Below are 15,071 nucleotides of genomic sequence, written 5' to 3' on the forward strand. Positions count from 1 at the left end.
GTGTGGCGGTTCCACGTGAACTGTTTCACTCATTGTGTAAAACCCCGGAGGATTTACTGTGCTGAAGAAGAACCGTGCGGCATCTGTCATTGGTTTGGCCGCTGTTGCAAGCCTTACCCTGGCTGCTTGCTCTGAAGAGGGCGGCGAAGGCGCTTCTAACGTTGAGGGTCTGGCTGACGTCACCGGTGAGCTGCAGGGCGAGGGCGCTACCTCGCAGCAGCGCGCCATGGATTTGTTTGCCACCAAGTTTGAAGAGACCGGCTCGACCCTGTCGTACAACGCATCTGGCTCTGGTTCCGGTCAGACTCAGTTCATTGCCGGCACCGTTGCTTTCGCTGGCTCTGACTCCCCGCTGAAGGAGAAGGACGGCAAGGACCAGGTCGCAGAGGCTAAGAAGCGCTGCGACGGCAATGAAGCATGGCACCTGCCGATGGTTATCGGTCCGGTTGCCGTTGCCTACAACCTCGAGGGTGTTGACGTCGCTCTGACCCCGGCTCTGGTTGCTGAAATCTTCGACGGCAAGATCACCAAGTGGAACGACCCGAAGATCGCTGAGGTCAACGAGGGTGTCGATCTTCCGGAGAAGGACATCAAGGTTGTCTACCGCTCTGAGGAGTCCGGTACTACTGATAACTTCATGAAGTTCCTGAGCGCAGCTGCTCCGGAGCAGTGGCAGCACGAGGCTTCCAAGTCCTTCCCGACTGCTACTGGCCAGGGTGCTAACGGCTCGGCTGGTGTTGTCAACGAGGTCGCCAACATCGACGGTGCTATCACCTACGTCGAGGCTGGCTTCGCTGAGGACAAGGACCTGGGCATCGCCAAGATGGACTTCGGTCATGGTCCGGTTGAGCTGAACAACGACACCGTCGGTAAGGCTCTGGATTCCGTCACGTTCAAGACTGAGGGTCACAACATGGTTGTTGACACCGACGCTCTGTTCGCAATGGATGAGGAAGGCGCTTACCCGCTGGTTCTGACCACTTACGAAATCGTCTGCTCCGCTGGTTACGACGAGCAGACTCGTGACCTGGTTAAGAACTTCCTGAAGGTTGTTCTGGAAGAGGGCCAGGGCCCAGAGCTCGAAGAGCTGGGTTACATCCCGGTTCAAGGTGAGTTCAAGGACAAGCTGTCCGCAGCGGTTGACGCTATCAAGTAATTCTTTGCGTGCAACGCGGGTGAAAGCAGAGTGAGCTCTGTCGTTACCCCAGTTGGCGCGAGGGTCACTTCAGCCGGCCACGCAGATTTGAGCTGTAGGCCGAAAACCTGACGTAGACCGGTTGGCTTTATATATCGACACCTCAGTTGATTGGGTACCGCTCGTAGAGGGGTACTGAGGCCAATCGGTCTTCATGTGCGTTGAAGCACAAATCACTTCTACTTAGGAAATGAGATCATGAGTTCCTCGACTCCCATTGAAGGGAAGCAGGAGGCTGTAGACAGCAGTCTGTTGCAGTCCTCAGCACCGCAGGTGGATTCCTCCGGCGACGAGAGCTCGGAAGAGCAAGCCATTCAGACCGGCGTTGTTCGTCCTGGTGACCGAATCTTCAAGATTCTGGCGGTAGGATCTTCCGCATTGGTGACTGCTGCCATCATCGCAATTGCAGTGTTCCTGCTCCTGCGCGCAGTTCCGGCAATGTCCCGTAACGAAGCGAACTTCTTCACCTACACCGAACGATGGAACCTGGCGGATACCTCCGCCATGTACTTCGGTATTCCGAACATGTTTCTGGTGACCGTCGCGGTTTCCATCCTGGCGCTGATTCTGGCTATGCCGGTTGCGCTGGGTATTGCCATCTTCCTGACTGCCTATGCTCCAAAGAAGATGGTCAAGCCGCTGGGTTACCTCGTGGATTTGCTGGCCGCAGTGCCGTCGATTGTTTACGGTCTGTGGGGCTTTATGGCTCTCGGTCCGGCCTTGGCTGGTCTGTACGGGTGGTTGGCTAAGACACTGGGCTTTATCCCGATGTTTGCCCTGTACCCAAACTCGCCGGCATTCGAGACCGGTCGAAACCTCTTCACCGGTGGCATTGTGCTGGCAATTATGATTCTGCCGGTTATCGCGGCTACCACCCGTGAGGTCTTTGTTCAGACCCCGCGTGGTCACATTGAGGCATCGCTGGCTCTCGGTGCGACCCGTTGGGAGATGGTCAAGCTGGCTATTCTGCCATTCGGTCGTTCTGGCTTTATCTCCGGCTCGATGCTGGGTCTGGGACGTGCTCTCGGTGAGACGATGGCTCTCTACCTCGTGATCTCCCCGTCCTCGGCATTCCGTGGCTCGCTTTTCGATGGTGGTACCACCTTCGCAACCGCAATTGCTAATGCGGCACCAGAGTTCAATGACAACCTCAAGGCCGGCGCATACATGTCCGCAGGTTTGGTGCTGTTCTTGCTGACCTTCGTGGTCAACTCCGCAGCCCGAATGATTGCGAAGAAGTAGCAAGGTCGTAGGAAAAGAAACGAGAAGTAACAATGACTAGTTCAACTACTGATTCTTCGCCTCACGGCCCTGCAGACATGGTCCCCACCACGGAGTCGGCTTTCACCCAAATTAAGGGTTCCCGCAAGGTGGCAGACAACGTCTCCACGGTCCTCATTTACTGCTGCATGGCTCTTGCCCTGATCCCGCTGGTGTGGGTTCTCTTCGAGCTTGTCGTCCGAGGCACCCCGTCACTGCTGAGTGGTGAGTGGTGGACTGCTTCCCAGCGTGGTGTCACTGTTGGTGCGTCTGCCGGTGGTGTTGCTCACGCAATCGTCGGTACCTTGGTTCAGGCTCTGGTCACGACTCTCATGACCGTGCCGTTCGGTATCTTCGTCGCCATCTACTTGGTCGAGTATGCAGGTAACTCCCGTCTGGGCAAGGTCACCACCTTCATGGTCGACATCCTCTCCGGTGTGCCGTCGATCGTCGCGTCGCTGTTCATCTACTCGATGTGGGTGGTCATGTTCGGCATGAGCCGTTCCGGTTTCGCTGTCTCGCTGGCGCTGGTTCTGCTGATGCTGCCGATCGTTGTGCGCAACACCGAGGAAATGCTGCGCATCGTTCCGCACGAGTTGCGTGAAGCCTCTTACGCTCTGGGTGTTCCGAAGTGGAAGACCATTTTGAAGATTGTGCTCCCGACCGCACTGTCGGGCATCGTCACCGGCGTCATGCTGGCCGTCGCCCGCGTCATGGGTGAGTCCGCACCGATGCTGATCCTGGTTGCAACCTCGCGAATCATCACCTATAACCCGTTCGGCCAGTCGCAGTCCTCGCTGCCGCTGTTCATGCTGGACATGTACAAGGCCGGTAATACCGGTGCGGCATTCGACAAGATGTGGGGCGCAGCGCTCACGCTGGTTCTCATCATTGCCCTCATCAATATCCTGGCGCGCTTCGTATCCGCCAAGTTCTCCGTCAAGAGCAGTTAATGCTGGGCGCCTAACGTCCGCTATTTCAAGGAAGGTTTTTGAAAGACCATGGCTAAGCGCCTAGACCTTAACGATGTCAACATCTACTACGGCGATTTCCACGCTGTGCAGAACGTCGACCTGCACGTCCCGCCGCGTTCCGTTACCGCATTCATTGGCCCGTCCGGCTGTGGTAAGTCCACCGTGCTCCGTTCGCTGAACCGTATGCACGAGGTCATCCCGGGTGCCTACGTCACTGGCGAGGTGCTTCTCGACGGCGAAAACATCTATGGCCCGAAGATCGATCCGGTCTCCGTTCGTAACACCATCGGTATGGTGTTCCAGCGTCCGAACCCGTTCCCGACCATGTCCATCGAGGACAACGTCGTGGCTGGCCTGAAGTTGGCCGGTGTTAAAAACAAGGCTCATCTCCAGGAGGTTGCCGAGAAGTCCCTGCGCGGCGCCAACCTCTGGGATGAGGTCAAGGACCGCCTGGACAAGCCGGGTGGCGGCCTCTCCGGTGGTCAGCAGCAGCGTCTATGCATCGCACGTGCAATTGCAGTTGAGCCGGAAGTTCTGCTGATGGACGAGCCGTGTTCCGCACTGGACCCGATTTCCACCCTGGCAATCGAGGACCTGATTCACGAGCTGAAGGAAGAATTCACCATCGTCATCGTGACCCACAACATGCAGCAGGCAGCTCGTGTGTCCGATCAGACCGCATTCTTCTCCCTCGAGGCAACCGGTAAGCCGGGTCGCCTGGTCGAGGTTGGCCCGACCAAGAAGATCTTCGAGAATCCGGACAAGAAGGAAACCGAGGACTACATCTCCGGTCGCTTCGGCTAAACGCTTTGCGTATGCCGTAAGAAGCAAAAAGAAAGAGCCCCGTACTTCACGCGTCTTCACGCGAGGTACGGGGTTCTTTTTGTTGTTGCAGTTTATGAGATTGCTGTTTGTTTCGGTGTGGGGCCGGGGGTGAAAATAATGTTTGTTTTGGGGCGGAATTGTCTGTTTGTTATCGGGCGGGGTAATCTTCCGAAGACGCAATCGAGCGTCCCCCGGAAAACTGTAGAGGGATCTGGGTAAATATATTTACATAGGAGTTATTCAATTATGGATAACCAGCAAAACGCGCAGTTCAATCCTCAGTTTTCCCCTGTGGGTGAGCAATCTTGGCCAGTAATCGCCGAAGAGAAAGCGCCGAAGCCAATTGTCGGTTACATTGCACTTGTAGTTGCGATTATTGGTTTACTCGGTTGTATCCCGGGGGCTTTGATTATTGGTTGGGTGGCGCTACCGGTTGCATTTATTTTATCGGTCGTCGGACTGTTTCAGCGCGCAACTACCAAAAAACCAGCTCTTATCGCTCTGATTCTTTCTGTGTTGGGATTGCTCATTGCGCCAATTGTATTTGTTTCTTCGGTAGGCAATGCCGTGGATGATGCGTTCAATCGGGATACGACTGCCTCTAGCCCGGATGGAAGCAAATCTGATTCTTCCGATTCTGGTGCTGCGGGCAGTAGTCGGGAGAATCCGTTGCCGATTGGAACGACCATCGAAAGTGAGCAGTGGGCCATTACTATCGATAGCGTAAATCTAAACGCTAACGATGAGGTTCTGGCGGAAAATCAGTTCAATGACCCTGCTCCAGAGGGGTTTGTATACGGACTTGTGCATGTTACTGCAAAGTACAAGGGGAATGACCCTCAGGGGCAGAGTTCCTGGCTTGGTATTAATTATGTAACTGCAGGTGGCCAAACCACGGACGAAACGGAGCTTTGGGCGGTGGCGCCTGACGAGTTTGACACCCTCGAGACGGTGTATGAGAACGGCGAAATCGCAGGTAACGTGGTAATCGTTGTGCCCATTGATGGGGCAGATCAGGGAGTTCTGGCAGTCACCCCAGATTTAATGTCAAAGAAGTCTTTTGTTGCTGTCTCTTGAGTAGCGGCTGTCTCTTGGGCCGCGGGGATGGACACGATATAGGAATCGGCATTCTCCAGACATCTAACGCGAAAAGTAATCGCACAAACAGTTACTGACTAGGTTTATGACAGGTGAATAGCGTTTACAGGCGGTAAAGTGTCATAAACCTAGTCAGTTTCTCGGTTTGAGGCGGTGTTGTGGCTGGGGCAGTGTTTAGCCTGGTGTGGCTTAAAAACAGCTCCACTTCGGTTTAAAACCCCGTGCCAGTTGGCCCATCGACGCAGCTCAACAGCCCCCAACATCCCTTCAGCGCAGCCCAAACACCCCCCCCAACAGCCCAGCCTCCCAACAGCCTGCAGCTTCACGAACCTACATCCGCAGGTGACGCTCCAAGGCCTGCAGGCGTTGGTTAAAGCTGCGCTGGTCGCGTTCGTCCTCAAGCTTGTCCAGGTAGACATCGCGCTTGTAACCGGTGGCCAGGTAAATAATCCGGGCGGCAACCTCGACAGCGTGATCCGCGTAACGCTCGTAGAAGCGGCTCAGCAGAGTGACATCCACTGTCTGCGCAGGGGAGTGTGGCCAATTATCGTCGTTGGTCAGCGTAAACAGGTGCTGGTGAATGTCATCGATGCTGTCATCGGTCTTATCCAAGGCCAATGCCTGGTCAACGTCGTAGTCGATGAGCACCTGACGGGTTTCGTGCGTCATCTGCTCAGATACGGAGGCCATCTCGCGGAAGAACCCCTCCACGGGCTCCGGCAGTGCCTTGTTCGGGTGGCGACGCCGGGCAACGTTGGCAATATGCACACTCAACGCGCCCATGCGGGAGATGTCCTCGACAATGTAGAGGCCACTGACAATCTGTCGGAGATCACCAGCCACAGGAGCTTCGCGGGCCAACAGCTCGAAGGCTCGCTGCTCCGCATCCTGGCGCAGGTCCTCGAGAGAATCAATCTGGGAAAGAACTGTTTCAGCCGAGACCAAATCAGCCTCGAAGAGAGCCTTGTTCGCAAGCTTGTGCATGGAGCCAACTCGGTCACACATCACAATCAGGCTGTGAGCCAAGTTGTCCATTTGTTCTCGGTAGACAGTGCGCATGCGTTCCATAGTAGGCAATCCTCAACAACGTCGCGCGTTAGTGGGGAGCCCCCAATTACCCCTCGTAAAGTTATGTAAACACTCGCTCAGAACCGAAGCTTAGCCACCGGAGTGCATAATCTCCGCGCCCTCGGGCACGGTGTCGTCCTCCGGGTCGTCCAGCCAGCCCTCCGGCAAGACCACCTTTGCAGGGGACCCCTGTCGGCCGCGGGCGCCGTCGGCGTCCTCCGGGCGGGCGTGGGCGCTGGGGCCGTCGTAAAGCGGTGCGAGAATCTCGTCGAGCGTTGCCAGCGAATCGACGCGCGCAAGAGACTTCCGCACCTCACTGCCGGCAGGGTATCCCCGCAGGTACCAGGCAATGTGCTTGCGCAGGTCGCGGCAGCCCTTACGCTCGCCCTCGTGCTCCACGAGCAGTTCCGCGTGACGACGGATAATCCCCGCGACCTCACCAAATGTTGGTGCCGGCGGCACTTCTTCGCCACGCAGCTCGGCGGACAACTGCGCGAACAGCCACGGGCGGCCAAGGCAGCCGCGACCGACGACGACACCGTCGCAGCCGGTCTCGTCGAGCATTTTGCGGGCATCGGTGGAGGCGAAGATATCGCCGTTGCCAAGCACTGGGATATCGCTGAAGCCGGAGTCGACCATGTGCTCCTTCAGCCGCGCGATCTGTGACCAGTCAGCGTGGCCGGAGTAGCGCTGCGCTGCAGTGCGGGCGTGCAGAGCCACAGCCTGGGCGCCCATCTCGGCGGCGATGCGGCCGGCGTCGAGGTGCGTGTGGTGCTCGTCATCGATGCCGACGCGGAACTTCACGGTCACCGGGATGTCCGTGCCCTCCGTGGCCTTGACCGCTGCGGCGACGATGTTGCCGAAGAGGCGACGCTTATATGGCAGCGCCGAGCCGCCGCCCTTGCGGGTGACCTTTGGTACCGGGCAACCGAAGTTCATGTCGATGTGGTCGGCGAGGTTTTCGTCGACGATCATCTTCGCGGCCTCGTAGGTCCACTTCGGGTCAGTGGTGTAGAGCTGCAGGCTGCGGGGGTTCTCGTCGGGCGCGAAGGTGGTCATGTGCATGGTCTTTTCATTGCGTTCGACCAATGCGCGGGCGGTGACCATCTCGCAGACATAGAGGCCCGAGACCGTGCCTGTACGCTGCAGCTCCTGCTCGCGGCACAGCGTGCGGAATGCCACGTTGGTGACACCGGCCATCGGAGCGAGTACCACGGGGGAAGCGAGCTCAAAGGGGCCGATGTGCATGTGCGCGGACGTGGCATCGGCGGGCTTGGCGGCGCTGAGTGGACTCGTGGAGGTATCTAACACGTACAGTATTGTGTCACGCTGAACTGCCGTTTTCGAATCTGTTTTGGGCGGCCGGTTGAATCGCCCCGGTTAGCGCTGCGTCCGCGGATGCCTGACGACGATCACCGTCCGGCGACCCCTCCCACCGGGCAGGTCGGTGGTATTCCGAAGAATTTCCAGGATGTGGTTCGACTCTTCGTCGAGGTGTTCGGTGGGTTCGTCGAGAAGCAGGATTGGCGCTGTGCTGACAAGTGCCCGGGTGAGAATGAGCCTGCGCCGCTGACCACCCGAGAGACTGTCCGCGCCGCTGTCCAGAATCGTGTCCAGGCCGTCGGGTGCGGCATCGACCCAATTGCGCAGGCCCACGGCGTCCAGTACGGAGTAGATGTCATCGTCGCTGACCTGCGGGTTACCAATAGAGATGTTGTCCCGCACCGTCGTGGCGAAAATGTGCTCATCCTCGGCGATAAAACGCACCAAGTCGCACTGCTCCGTGTTTACGTGGGGCTCTCCGGCACTTGCCGCACTGCGCCACAGCTCACGTCCGTCTCCGTCAGTGATAGTCACCGTGCCCGCAATCGGCGGGATTAGTCCGGCGATTGTTTTCAGCAGCGTCGTCTTTCCGCTTCCCGACGGCGCCGTGATCTCCCGGTAGTCGCCGAAGGTGACCTCGAAGTTTTGCATCGGCAGTTGAGCTGGCTGGGCAGCGGGCTCTTCCGCAGTATTCGAGCTGTTGTCGTCGGGGTAGCCCACGATCAAGTCTTGAACCTGCAGAGTTGGCCGAACTGCCAGGTGGTTCTGAGCGAGCGGGGACGTGTGGATTGGCGCTGTGGGGACTGGGGCTGAGCGCATGGCATCCGCTTCCCCTGATTCACTCGCACTTGACGCAAGCGTCAGCAAGGCTTCCCTCGATTGCGCCAGTGTTTGCGCAGCAGCTGGCAGCGGACCAACCGCTTCAAAAGCAGCTAGCGGCACCAGAACCAGAACTGTCAGCCACTCGGGGGAGTGCAGTAAACCGCCTCCAGCGCCCCCGGCCGAATCCGTCACTAACCACGACGCTACGACCACGGTCAGGACAGCGGTCAACACGCTAGCCGCGGTGCTCAGTGCGGAGGCGCGGGCATTTGCTCGACCTGCGGCGTCATCGATGGCCGCAACCGTTTTGCTGGAGGATGACGCGGCAGAGACTGCCTCATCCAACTGGCCGTGGATACGCAGGCCGGCGGCGTCGGAAAGCAGCGCTTCGACGGCAGCGGCATGCGACTGAAGCGCGGCCGCGCGACGCTGACTTGAGCGCGCAGTGGTGCGATACGTCAGGTAAGGAGCAACACCGCCGGCCAGAAGCAGTCCCACCGCCAGGAGAACCGTAGCGGCAGGCGAGAGTAGAGCCACAAAAATGACGGCGATGAGAGAGGTCATCAGCGCCACCAATGCGGGCACTATTGATCGCACGACGGCATCGGCAAGTGCGTCAATATTCGCCCCAAGCGCTGTGACAATATCGGAACGCTCACGCAGCGCCAGCGTACGGTCGGCCACGAAATGCTCCCATAGCTTCACGCGCGAGCGCTCGGCGGTGCGCAACGCCACATCGTGGGAGACCAACCGGTCGAGGTATCGAAACGCAGCTCGCGAAATACCCAGCGCGCGCACAGACGTCACCGCCAAGGTGATGTCCATCAGCGGTGGCATCTGCCAAGAACGCGTAATCAGCCACGCCGACACCACGGTCAGACTCAGCGCGGACAGCAGCGTGATGGTGCCCGCCAACACCGGCCAAACCAGGTCGCGGGGTTTCACCAGGCGACGAAGCGCTTGCAGAGTAGTCATCGCGACTGCACCTCCACCACGCCGTCGGCGGCCGCAATCAACAGCGGATCATGGCTGGTGGCAATCACTGTGGCTCCGCGCCGGGCACGTGCGTGCAGGAGCCTAATCACGGACTGCGCACTGTCGGTATCCAGGTGAGCTGTCGGTTCATCGAGGAGGACGAGGTCGCGAGTGTCGTCGGCAAGCTCGCGCCGAAGCGCCTCCCGCTGACGTTGCCCGAGCGAGCGCCGCGAATTGTCTCCCACCGTCGCTGCGTCCAACACTGGGCGCTGGGGCAGCCACGCGATGCGCCGCAGCAGATCCTGGTCACGGAGAATGCGCTGGCCGTCGCGAATAGTTACGGAGCCTTCCAACCCCTCGTGCACGATGCCGGCGACCGCAAGCAGCGCTGTCGTCTTGCCCACGCCGTTCGGCCCCGCCAGCACCGTCACTGTGCCTGGCTGCGCGATGGCGCTTAATTCACTTGGCCGCACGCCGTCTCGCCCCGGCGCGGAAAGGCGTTCGAACACGACCGTGGGGGCGCTGTGGACACTGCTTGACGACGTTCCTTCGGCCACCTCTTCCACAGTTTCAGAGGTGGTGTCTGTGGAGTTTGGAGTCTGGCCAGCGTCCTTGTCTAACAGTTCCGTGACTTCGGTGGCAGCGACCACACCGTCCTGGGCGGCGTGGAATTTCTGGCCAACCTGGCGCACCGGGCCATAGATTTCTGGGGCGATGATGAGCACTGCCAGGCCGGTTGCCAGCGTCATGTGGCCTCCCAGAAGTCGGAAACCGATGCCGACGGCGATGAGGGCGATTGACAGGGTGGTGAGGAATTCCAGGACCGACGCGGATAGGAAAGCGATGCGCAGGACCTCCATGGTGGATTTCCGGTGGCGGGTCGACAGGCGCTTGATTTCCTCGCTGGGGGTGTCGGCCATGTTGTGCGCTTTGAGCGTTGGCAGGCCGATGACCAGGTCGAGAATCTGACCACGCACCGTGCCGATGTCGGCCAGACGGCGTTCTGTGCGGCCCTCAGTGAGGCGACCTACCAGCCACATGAACAGTGGAATGAGTGGCAGCGTGACAACCGCGATGGCAACCGATGGGAGGTCCAACCATGCGACTGCGACCAGTGCCATCGGGGTAGCCAGCGCTGCGGCCACCAGTGCGGGGAGGAATTCCGCCACGTAGACGGCCACACCATCGAGCCCGACCGAAAGCAATGCGCGCCAGTGCGCGGTGTCGACAGTGCGAGGATCGCGCAGAGCCAGGGCTCGCAGTGCCCGGCTGCGCAGGTCTGTGGCCACGCGTGCACCCGCAGATTGGCCGAAACGCACGAGCGCGTAGGAGCAGGCCACCCGAACGAGTACAGCGGCCGTGGCTATCAGCGCGAATAATGTCCAATTAGGAGTTGCCTCACCCAGAACCTGCGCCGTAATAGTGCCGATTGCCAGCCCCAACGCGATTGTGGCACCTGTGCTCGCGGCGGTCAGTGCGCCCGCGAAAATGACCCAACGCCAGGCTGGGGCCGACAGCTTGAATAGTTTCGGATCGACAGGTGCCACTTTTTAGAAACTAACCTCCAACGGACGGTCTACTGCGAGACCTTACGCTCAGCCATCAACCGCTTGCGGAATACCCAGTATGTCCACGCCTGGTAGGCAATCACCAGTGGGGTAATCACCAGCGCGGTCCAGGTCATGATTTTCAGCGTGTAAGGGTTAGAGGCGGAATTCCAGATATCGAGGGAGACGCCGTCGGCAAGCGTCGTCGGCATCAGGTACGGGTACATGGCGCCGAAGACAACGGTGGTGACGGCAGTCACGGTGACGGCGGTTGCGGAAAAAGCGATGCCGTCGCGGTTGCCTACGGTTGCGGAGATGGCAATGACCAGCCCCGCGACGGCGATAACGACAACAGCCCACAGCCAGGTCTTTCCGTATCCCAACTGTGTCCAGATGAGGAACACGCCGCCAAAAATCAGCGCCGACAGTGCCGGAATTCGAGCGGCGTTGCCGACCTCGTCGCGTAGCTTGCCGGCGGTCTTCAGCCGCAGGAACGTAACTGCGTGAAGAGCGAACACAGCCGCAAACGCAATCCCGCCGACCAGAGCGTACGGGTTCAGCAACCCGAGCAGGGTACTAAAGCCGGAGTCCAAGTTCTTGTCGGCATTCAGCGGGACACCGCGCACCAGGTTCGCGACCGCTACGCCCCACAGAATTGGAGGCAGCCAGGAGCCGAAGATAATCGCGCGGTCGCACCAGGCGCGCCAGTGCTCATCGTTGACTTTGAAGCGCCATTCCAGCCCGACGATACGGACAATCAACGCCACCAGAATCAGGAAGAGCGGCAGGTAGAAGCCGGAAAACATAGACGCATACCATTCCGGAAACGCCGCGAAGAGCGCGCCGCCAGCGGTAATTAGCCACACTTCGTTGCCGTCCCATACCGGCCCGATAGTTCCGAGCATCGCTTTACGACGCGGTTCATCGCGGCCAACGAACGGCAGCAGCATTCCGACGCCGAAGTCAAAGCCCTCGAGAAGGAAGTAGCCGGCGAACAGGAACGCGATCAGGACAAACCACAAAACGGGAAGATCTAATCCGAACATGTCAGAGATACATCCTTATCTACTTTGTGTCCTCAGTCGCGGAGACTTCGGAGTCGGGGCTGGCAGCGGACTGGGCATGGACCTTGTTGAATCGAACCGGAGACGAGATGATCGCGCCCAGATTGGTAGCGATTGGTGACGACGGGCCAGCGTGCTCGGGGTCATTGCCGATGGCGTTGATAGCCTCAGCGGATTCGGTCGGAGGTCCGGCAATAACTGCGCGGCGAATCAACCAGAACCACACCACTGCCAAAATCAGGTAGAGCAGGGTAAAGCCCACCAGGGTGATAATCACCGTGGCCGGTGCGTGGTCGGACACACCCATATCGACGGTCATGCGAATCAGCTCGGTGCGCGGGTCGCCCGCGTGATCCGGGTTCGGGTGCACAATCCAGGGCTGACGGCCCATCTCCGTAAAGATCCAGCCAGCGCTGCTGGCCAAGAACGGGAACGGAATCGCGAGGATACTGCAAGCGGCGAAAATGCGGGCTCGCTTGCCCGTCGGCACGCGCCCCTTGCGAGTAAATAGCCAAGCGAAAAACGCGATAGCCAGAGAACCGACCATGAGCCCAATCATGGCGCGGAAAGACCAGTATGTGACGAACAGATTCGGAGAGTAATTGCCTGGGCCGAAGACCGCCTCAGCTTTTTCTTGCAGGTCCTGCACGCCCTGGAGCGTGACGCCACTGAACTTGCCCTCGGCCAGGAAAGGCAGCACCCATGGCACCTCGATGAGATGCAGCACCGAGTCGCAATTGTTGTGCGTACCGACGGTCAGAATCGAGAACATTGGATCTGTCTGCGTGTGGCACAGGGACTCGGCCGATGCCATCTTCATCGGCTGCTGCTCGAACATAAGCTTGGCCTGGATATCGCCGGTGATAAACACCGCCAGCGAGCTGAGCACAGTTGTCCAGAGCCCGACCTTCATGGACTTGTGAAACGTCCGTTCGTGAACAGTATTGCTCTGGCCACCGCGGCGGCTCTGAACCAGCCACCAGCCACTGACGCCGACAACGAGCGTGCCGGCGGTAAGGAAAGAGCTGGCCACGGCATGCGGGAAAGCTGCCAAGGCAGTGGAGTTGGTCAACAGTGCGCCAAAGTCTGTAAGCTCTGCGCGGCCGGTTTCCGGGTTGTAGACCGCGCCTACAGGATGCTGCATGAACGAATTGGCGACGATGATGAAATACGCCGAGATATTCACCGCAATAGCGACAATCCAAATCGAGAGCGTGTGCATCCAGGTGGGAATACGCCCCCAGCCGAAAATCCACAGTCCCAGGAAAGTGGATTCCAGGAAGAATGCGATGAGGCCTTCAAGAGCCAGCGGGCCGCCGAAGACATCACCGATCATGCGGGAGTACTCCGACCAGTTCATACCGAACTGGAATTCCTGGACGATACCCGTGGCTACGCCCATGGCGAAGTTAATAATGAAGATGGTGCCGAAAAGCCGCGTCGCTCGGTACCAAAGGTCATTTTTCGTCGTGGCCCACAGTGTCTGCATGAGCGCGACGAGCGGAGCTAGACCAATTGTCAGCGGGACAAAAATGAAGTGGTAGACGGTGGTTATGCCAAATTGCCAACGAGATATATCGACGACATCCATGTTTCCTCGACTGAAAAAGTAGACATAAACGATGCGTGTACTTCGTCGGATTTGTCGAAGCCTGCATCAAGTGCCCGCAGTATTCCTGCTTATTAATTCAGTCGGACAGGAGGGGTAAAAAGTTCCGGGGTGTGAACTTATCGACGCGGGCAGGGCAAAACTCCGGAGGGCAATTATTAAAAACAAGCGCGTAATTGCTAGGCTATTTTGTTGCGCGGGCCTTTAGCTCAGCTGGTAGAGCTACGGACTTTTAATCCGCAGGTCGCGGGTTCGAGCCCCGCAGGGCCCACAAGCACGCAAAACCCCAGGTCATCAACAGCCTGGGGTTTTGTAGTATCTTGCCTGTATTTGCCCTCTGTGGCACCTACTTCTCCCGCTTGTGGTAGCCCATCCGTGGCTTGAAGCCCGCCGGGTGCTTAAGCTGCGCCACTGCATCGGCGACTATCAAGCGGAAGCGTGGCTTCATCGGTGGCATCTGTGAGATCTGGAACCATCCGACATCAGTGGATTCATCATCAGCGACATAGGGGACGTCGTCGCCAACAACACTGCAGCGCATGGAGATATCCAGATATGAGGAAACATCGCCGTTGAGGTGTTCGATAGGGCCAACGGCGCCAGTTCCAAGCAGGGCCTCAACTGTGACATCGAGTCCCGTTTCTTCCTTTACCTCTCGCACGGCGGCGTCGTGAGGCTGCTCGTCCGGGTCGATAATTCCGGTGACTGGGGTCCATTCACCATTATCGGAGCGACGAACCAGCAAGACCTCGGGCAAGGCGTACATCGGTGCATTCGGCGGAACATCGCGAATGACGATAGCCGTGACACCGGGGAGCCAGAGCGGAGCGTGGCCCACTTTTTCACGGAGCTGAACAATGAAATCCGGAATTGCCATAGTTGCGAGCTTATCTGAGTACTAGTAGCGTCCGCGGAAATAGTAAGAAACTCCAGTTCAACCGTGGATTTTGGGAAAAGGGTACTTATCCTCTATAGTTCTTTACGTTGCCAAGAGCGCGCGCAAATGCAATGTTCATACACTGCAGGTGTACGCGGAGTGTGCCACTGAGTGGGCAACTCTTTGCAGCGTTAAGTCGGGCTCCCATCGTCTAGAGGCCTAGGACTCCGCCCTTTCACGGCGGCAACACGGGTTCGAATCCCGTTGGGAGTACCACTAAAAATCATGATGGCCCTGTGGCGCAGTTGGTTAGCGCGCCGCCCTGTCACGGCGGAGGTCGCGGGTTCAAGTCCCGTCAGGGTCGCAATTCTAAACGCCAGTTCCGGTTGGAGCTGGCGTTTTTTGCTTTTGGTTAGTGGTGCGCTGGGCGTCGG

General features: G+C 58.6%; 12 protein-coding genes and 3 tRNA genes. 8 read left to right on the forward strand and 7 right to left on the reverse strand.

Going from position 1 to position 15,071, the window contains the following annotated elements:
- Positions 1-58: 58 nt before the first annotated feature.
- The 5 genes from pstS (at position 59) to CRD13_RS08170 (ending at position 5,331) form a co-directional block, all read left to right on the forward strand.
- The gene (gene pstS, locus CRD13_RS08150) at positions 59-1,156 is read left to right on the forward strand and encodes a phosphate ABC transporter substrate-binding protein PstS (protein ID WP_016421383.1); all 1,098 of its coding nucleotides are present in this window, start codon (positions 59-61) and stop codon (positions 1,154-1,156) included.
- Positions 1,157-1,393: 237 nt separating this feature from the next.
- Positions 1,394-2,437 (forward strand): phosphate ABC transporter permease subunit PstC, encoded by a 1,044-nt coding sequence (gene pstC / locus CRD13_RS08155; protein WP_049173061.1) that lies wholly within the window; start codon positions 1,394-1,396, stop codon positions 2,435-2,437.
- 77 nt (positions 2,438-2,514) lie between these two features.
- Complete coding sequence (pstA, locus tag CRD13_RS08160; RefSeq protein WP_049173081.1) at positions 2,515-3,408, forward strand: phosphate ABC transporter permease PstA; 894 nt, start codon at positions 2,515-2,517, stop codon at positions 3,406-3,408.
- Between the two features lie 48 nt (positions 3,409-3,456).
- Entirely contained in the window at positions 3,457-4,233 is a 777-nt protein-coding gene (gene pstB / locus CRD13_RS08165; protein WP_016421380.1) for a phosphate ABC transporter ATP-binding protein PstB, read from the forward strand.
- Positions 4,234-4,500: 267 nt separating this feature from the next.
- Positions 4,501-5,331, forward strand: a complete 831-nt coding sequence (locus tag CRD13_RS08170; protein ID WP_049193810.1) for a hypothetical protein — start codon at positions 4,501-4,503, stop codon at positions 5,329-5,331.
- A 351-nt stretch (positions 5,332-5,682) separates the two neighbouring features.
- Here the strand turns inward: CRD13_RS08170 and phoU are convergent, their stop codons facing one another.
- The 6 genes from phoU to CRD13_RS08200 all read right to left on the reverse strand — a co-directional run bounded on the left by phoU (position 5,683) and on the right by CRD13_RS08200 (position 13,742).
- Positions 5,683-6,420: a phosphate signaling complex protein PhoU gene (gene phoU, locus CRD13_RS08175; protein WP_080969597.1), complete on the reverse strand. Its 738-nt coding sequence runs from the start codon at positions 6,418-6,420 to the stop codon at positions 5,683-5,685.
- Between the two features lie 90 nt (positions 6,421-6,510).
- Entirely contained in the window at positions 6,511-7,668 is a 1,158-nt protein-coding gene (gene dusB, locus CRD13_RS08180; protein WP_049173080.1) for a tRNA dihydrouridine synthase DusB, read from the reverse strand.
- A 132-nt stretch (positions 7,669-7,800) separates the two neighbouring features.
- The gene (gene cydC / locus CRD13_RS08185) at positions 7,801-9,540 is read right to left on the reverse strand and encodes a thiol reductant ABC exporter subunit CydC (RefSeq protein WP_187401509.1); all 1,740 of its coding nucleotides are present in this window, start codon (positions 9,538-9,540) and stop codon (positions 7,801-7,803) included.
- Positions 9,537-11,087: an ABC transporter ATP-binding protein/permease gene (locus tag CRD13_RS08190; protein ID WP_080969598.1), complete on the reverse strand. Its 1,551-nt coding sequence runs from the start codon at positions 11,085-11,087 to the stop codon at positions 9,537-9,539. The genes cydC and CRD13_RS08190 overlap by 4 nt, the downstream gene beginning before the upstream one ends.
- Before the next feature lie 29 nt (positions 11,088-11,116).
- Positions 11,117-12,133: a cytochrome d ubiquinol oxidase subunit II gene (gene cydB / locus CRD13_RS08195; protein ID WP_016421374.1), complete on the reverse strand. Its 1,017-nt coding sequence runs from the start codon at positions 12,131-12,133 to the stop codon at positions 11,117-11,119.
- 19 nt (positions 12,134-12,152) lie between these two features.
- Positions 12,153-13,742, reverse strand: coding sequence for a cytochrome ubiquinol oxidase subunit I (locus CRD13_RS08200; RefSeq protein WP_070643088.1), 1,590 nt, complete (start codon positions 13,740-13,742; stop codon positions 12,153-12,155).
- A 216-nt stretch (positions 13,743-13,958) separates the two neighbouring features.
- On the opposite strand from CRD13_RS08200, the gene CRD13_RS08205 reads away from it, so the two are divergent.
- Positions 13,959-14,031 (forward strand) — tRNA-Lys (locus CRD13_RS08205).
- 75 nt (positions 14,032-14,106) lie between these two features.
- Here CRD13_RS08205 and CRD13_RS08210 read toward each other — a convergent pair.
- Positions 14,107-14,637, reverse strand: coding sequence for an NUDIX domain-containing protein (locus tag CRD13_RS08210; RefSeq protein WP_070643090.1), 531 nt, complete (start codon positions 14,635-14,637; stop codon positions 14,107-14,109).
- A gap of 200 nt (positions 14,638-14,837) precedes the next feature.
- Here CRD13_RS08210 and CRD13_RS08215 point away from each other — a divergent pair.
- Both CRD13_RS08215 and CRD13_RS08220 read left to right on the forward strand, forming a co-directional pair.
- Positions 14,838-14,913, forward strand: a tRNA-Glu gene (locus tag CRD13_RS08215).
- Positions 14,914-14,927: 14 nt separating this feature from the next.
- A tRNA-Asp gene (locus tag CRD13_RS08220) sits at positions 14,928-15,001 on the forward strand.
- Positions 15,002-15,071: the final 70 nt, after the last annotated feature.

It is taken from the genome of Corynebacterium sp. LK26 (genome assembly GCF_014335085.1).
GTDB classification, from domain to species: Bacteria; Actinomycetota; Actinomycetes; order Mycobacteriales; family Mycobacteriaceae; genus Corynebacterium; species Corynebacterium jeikeium_D.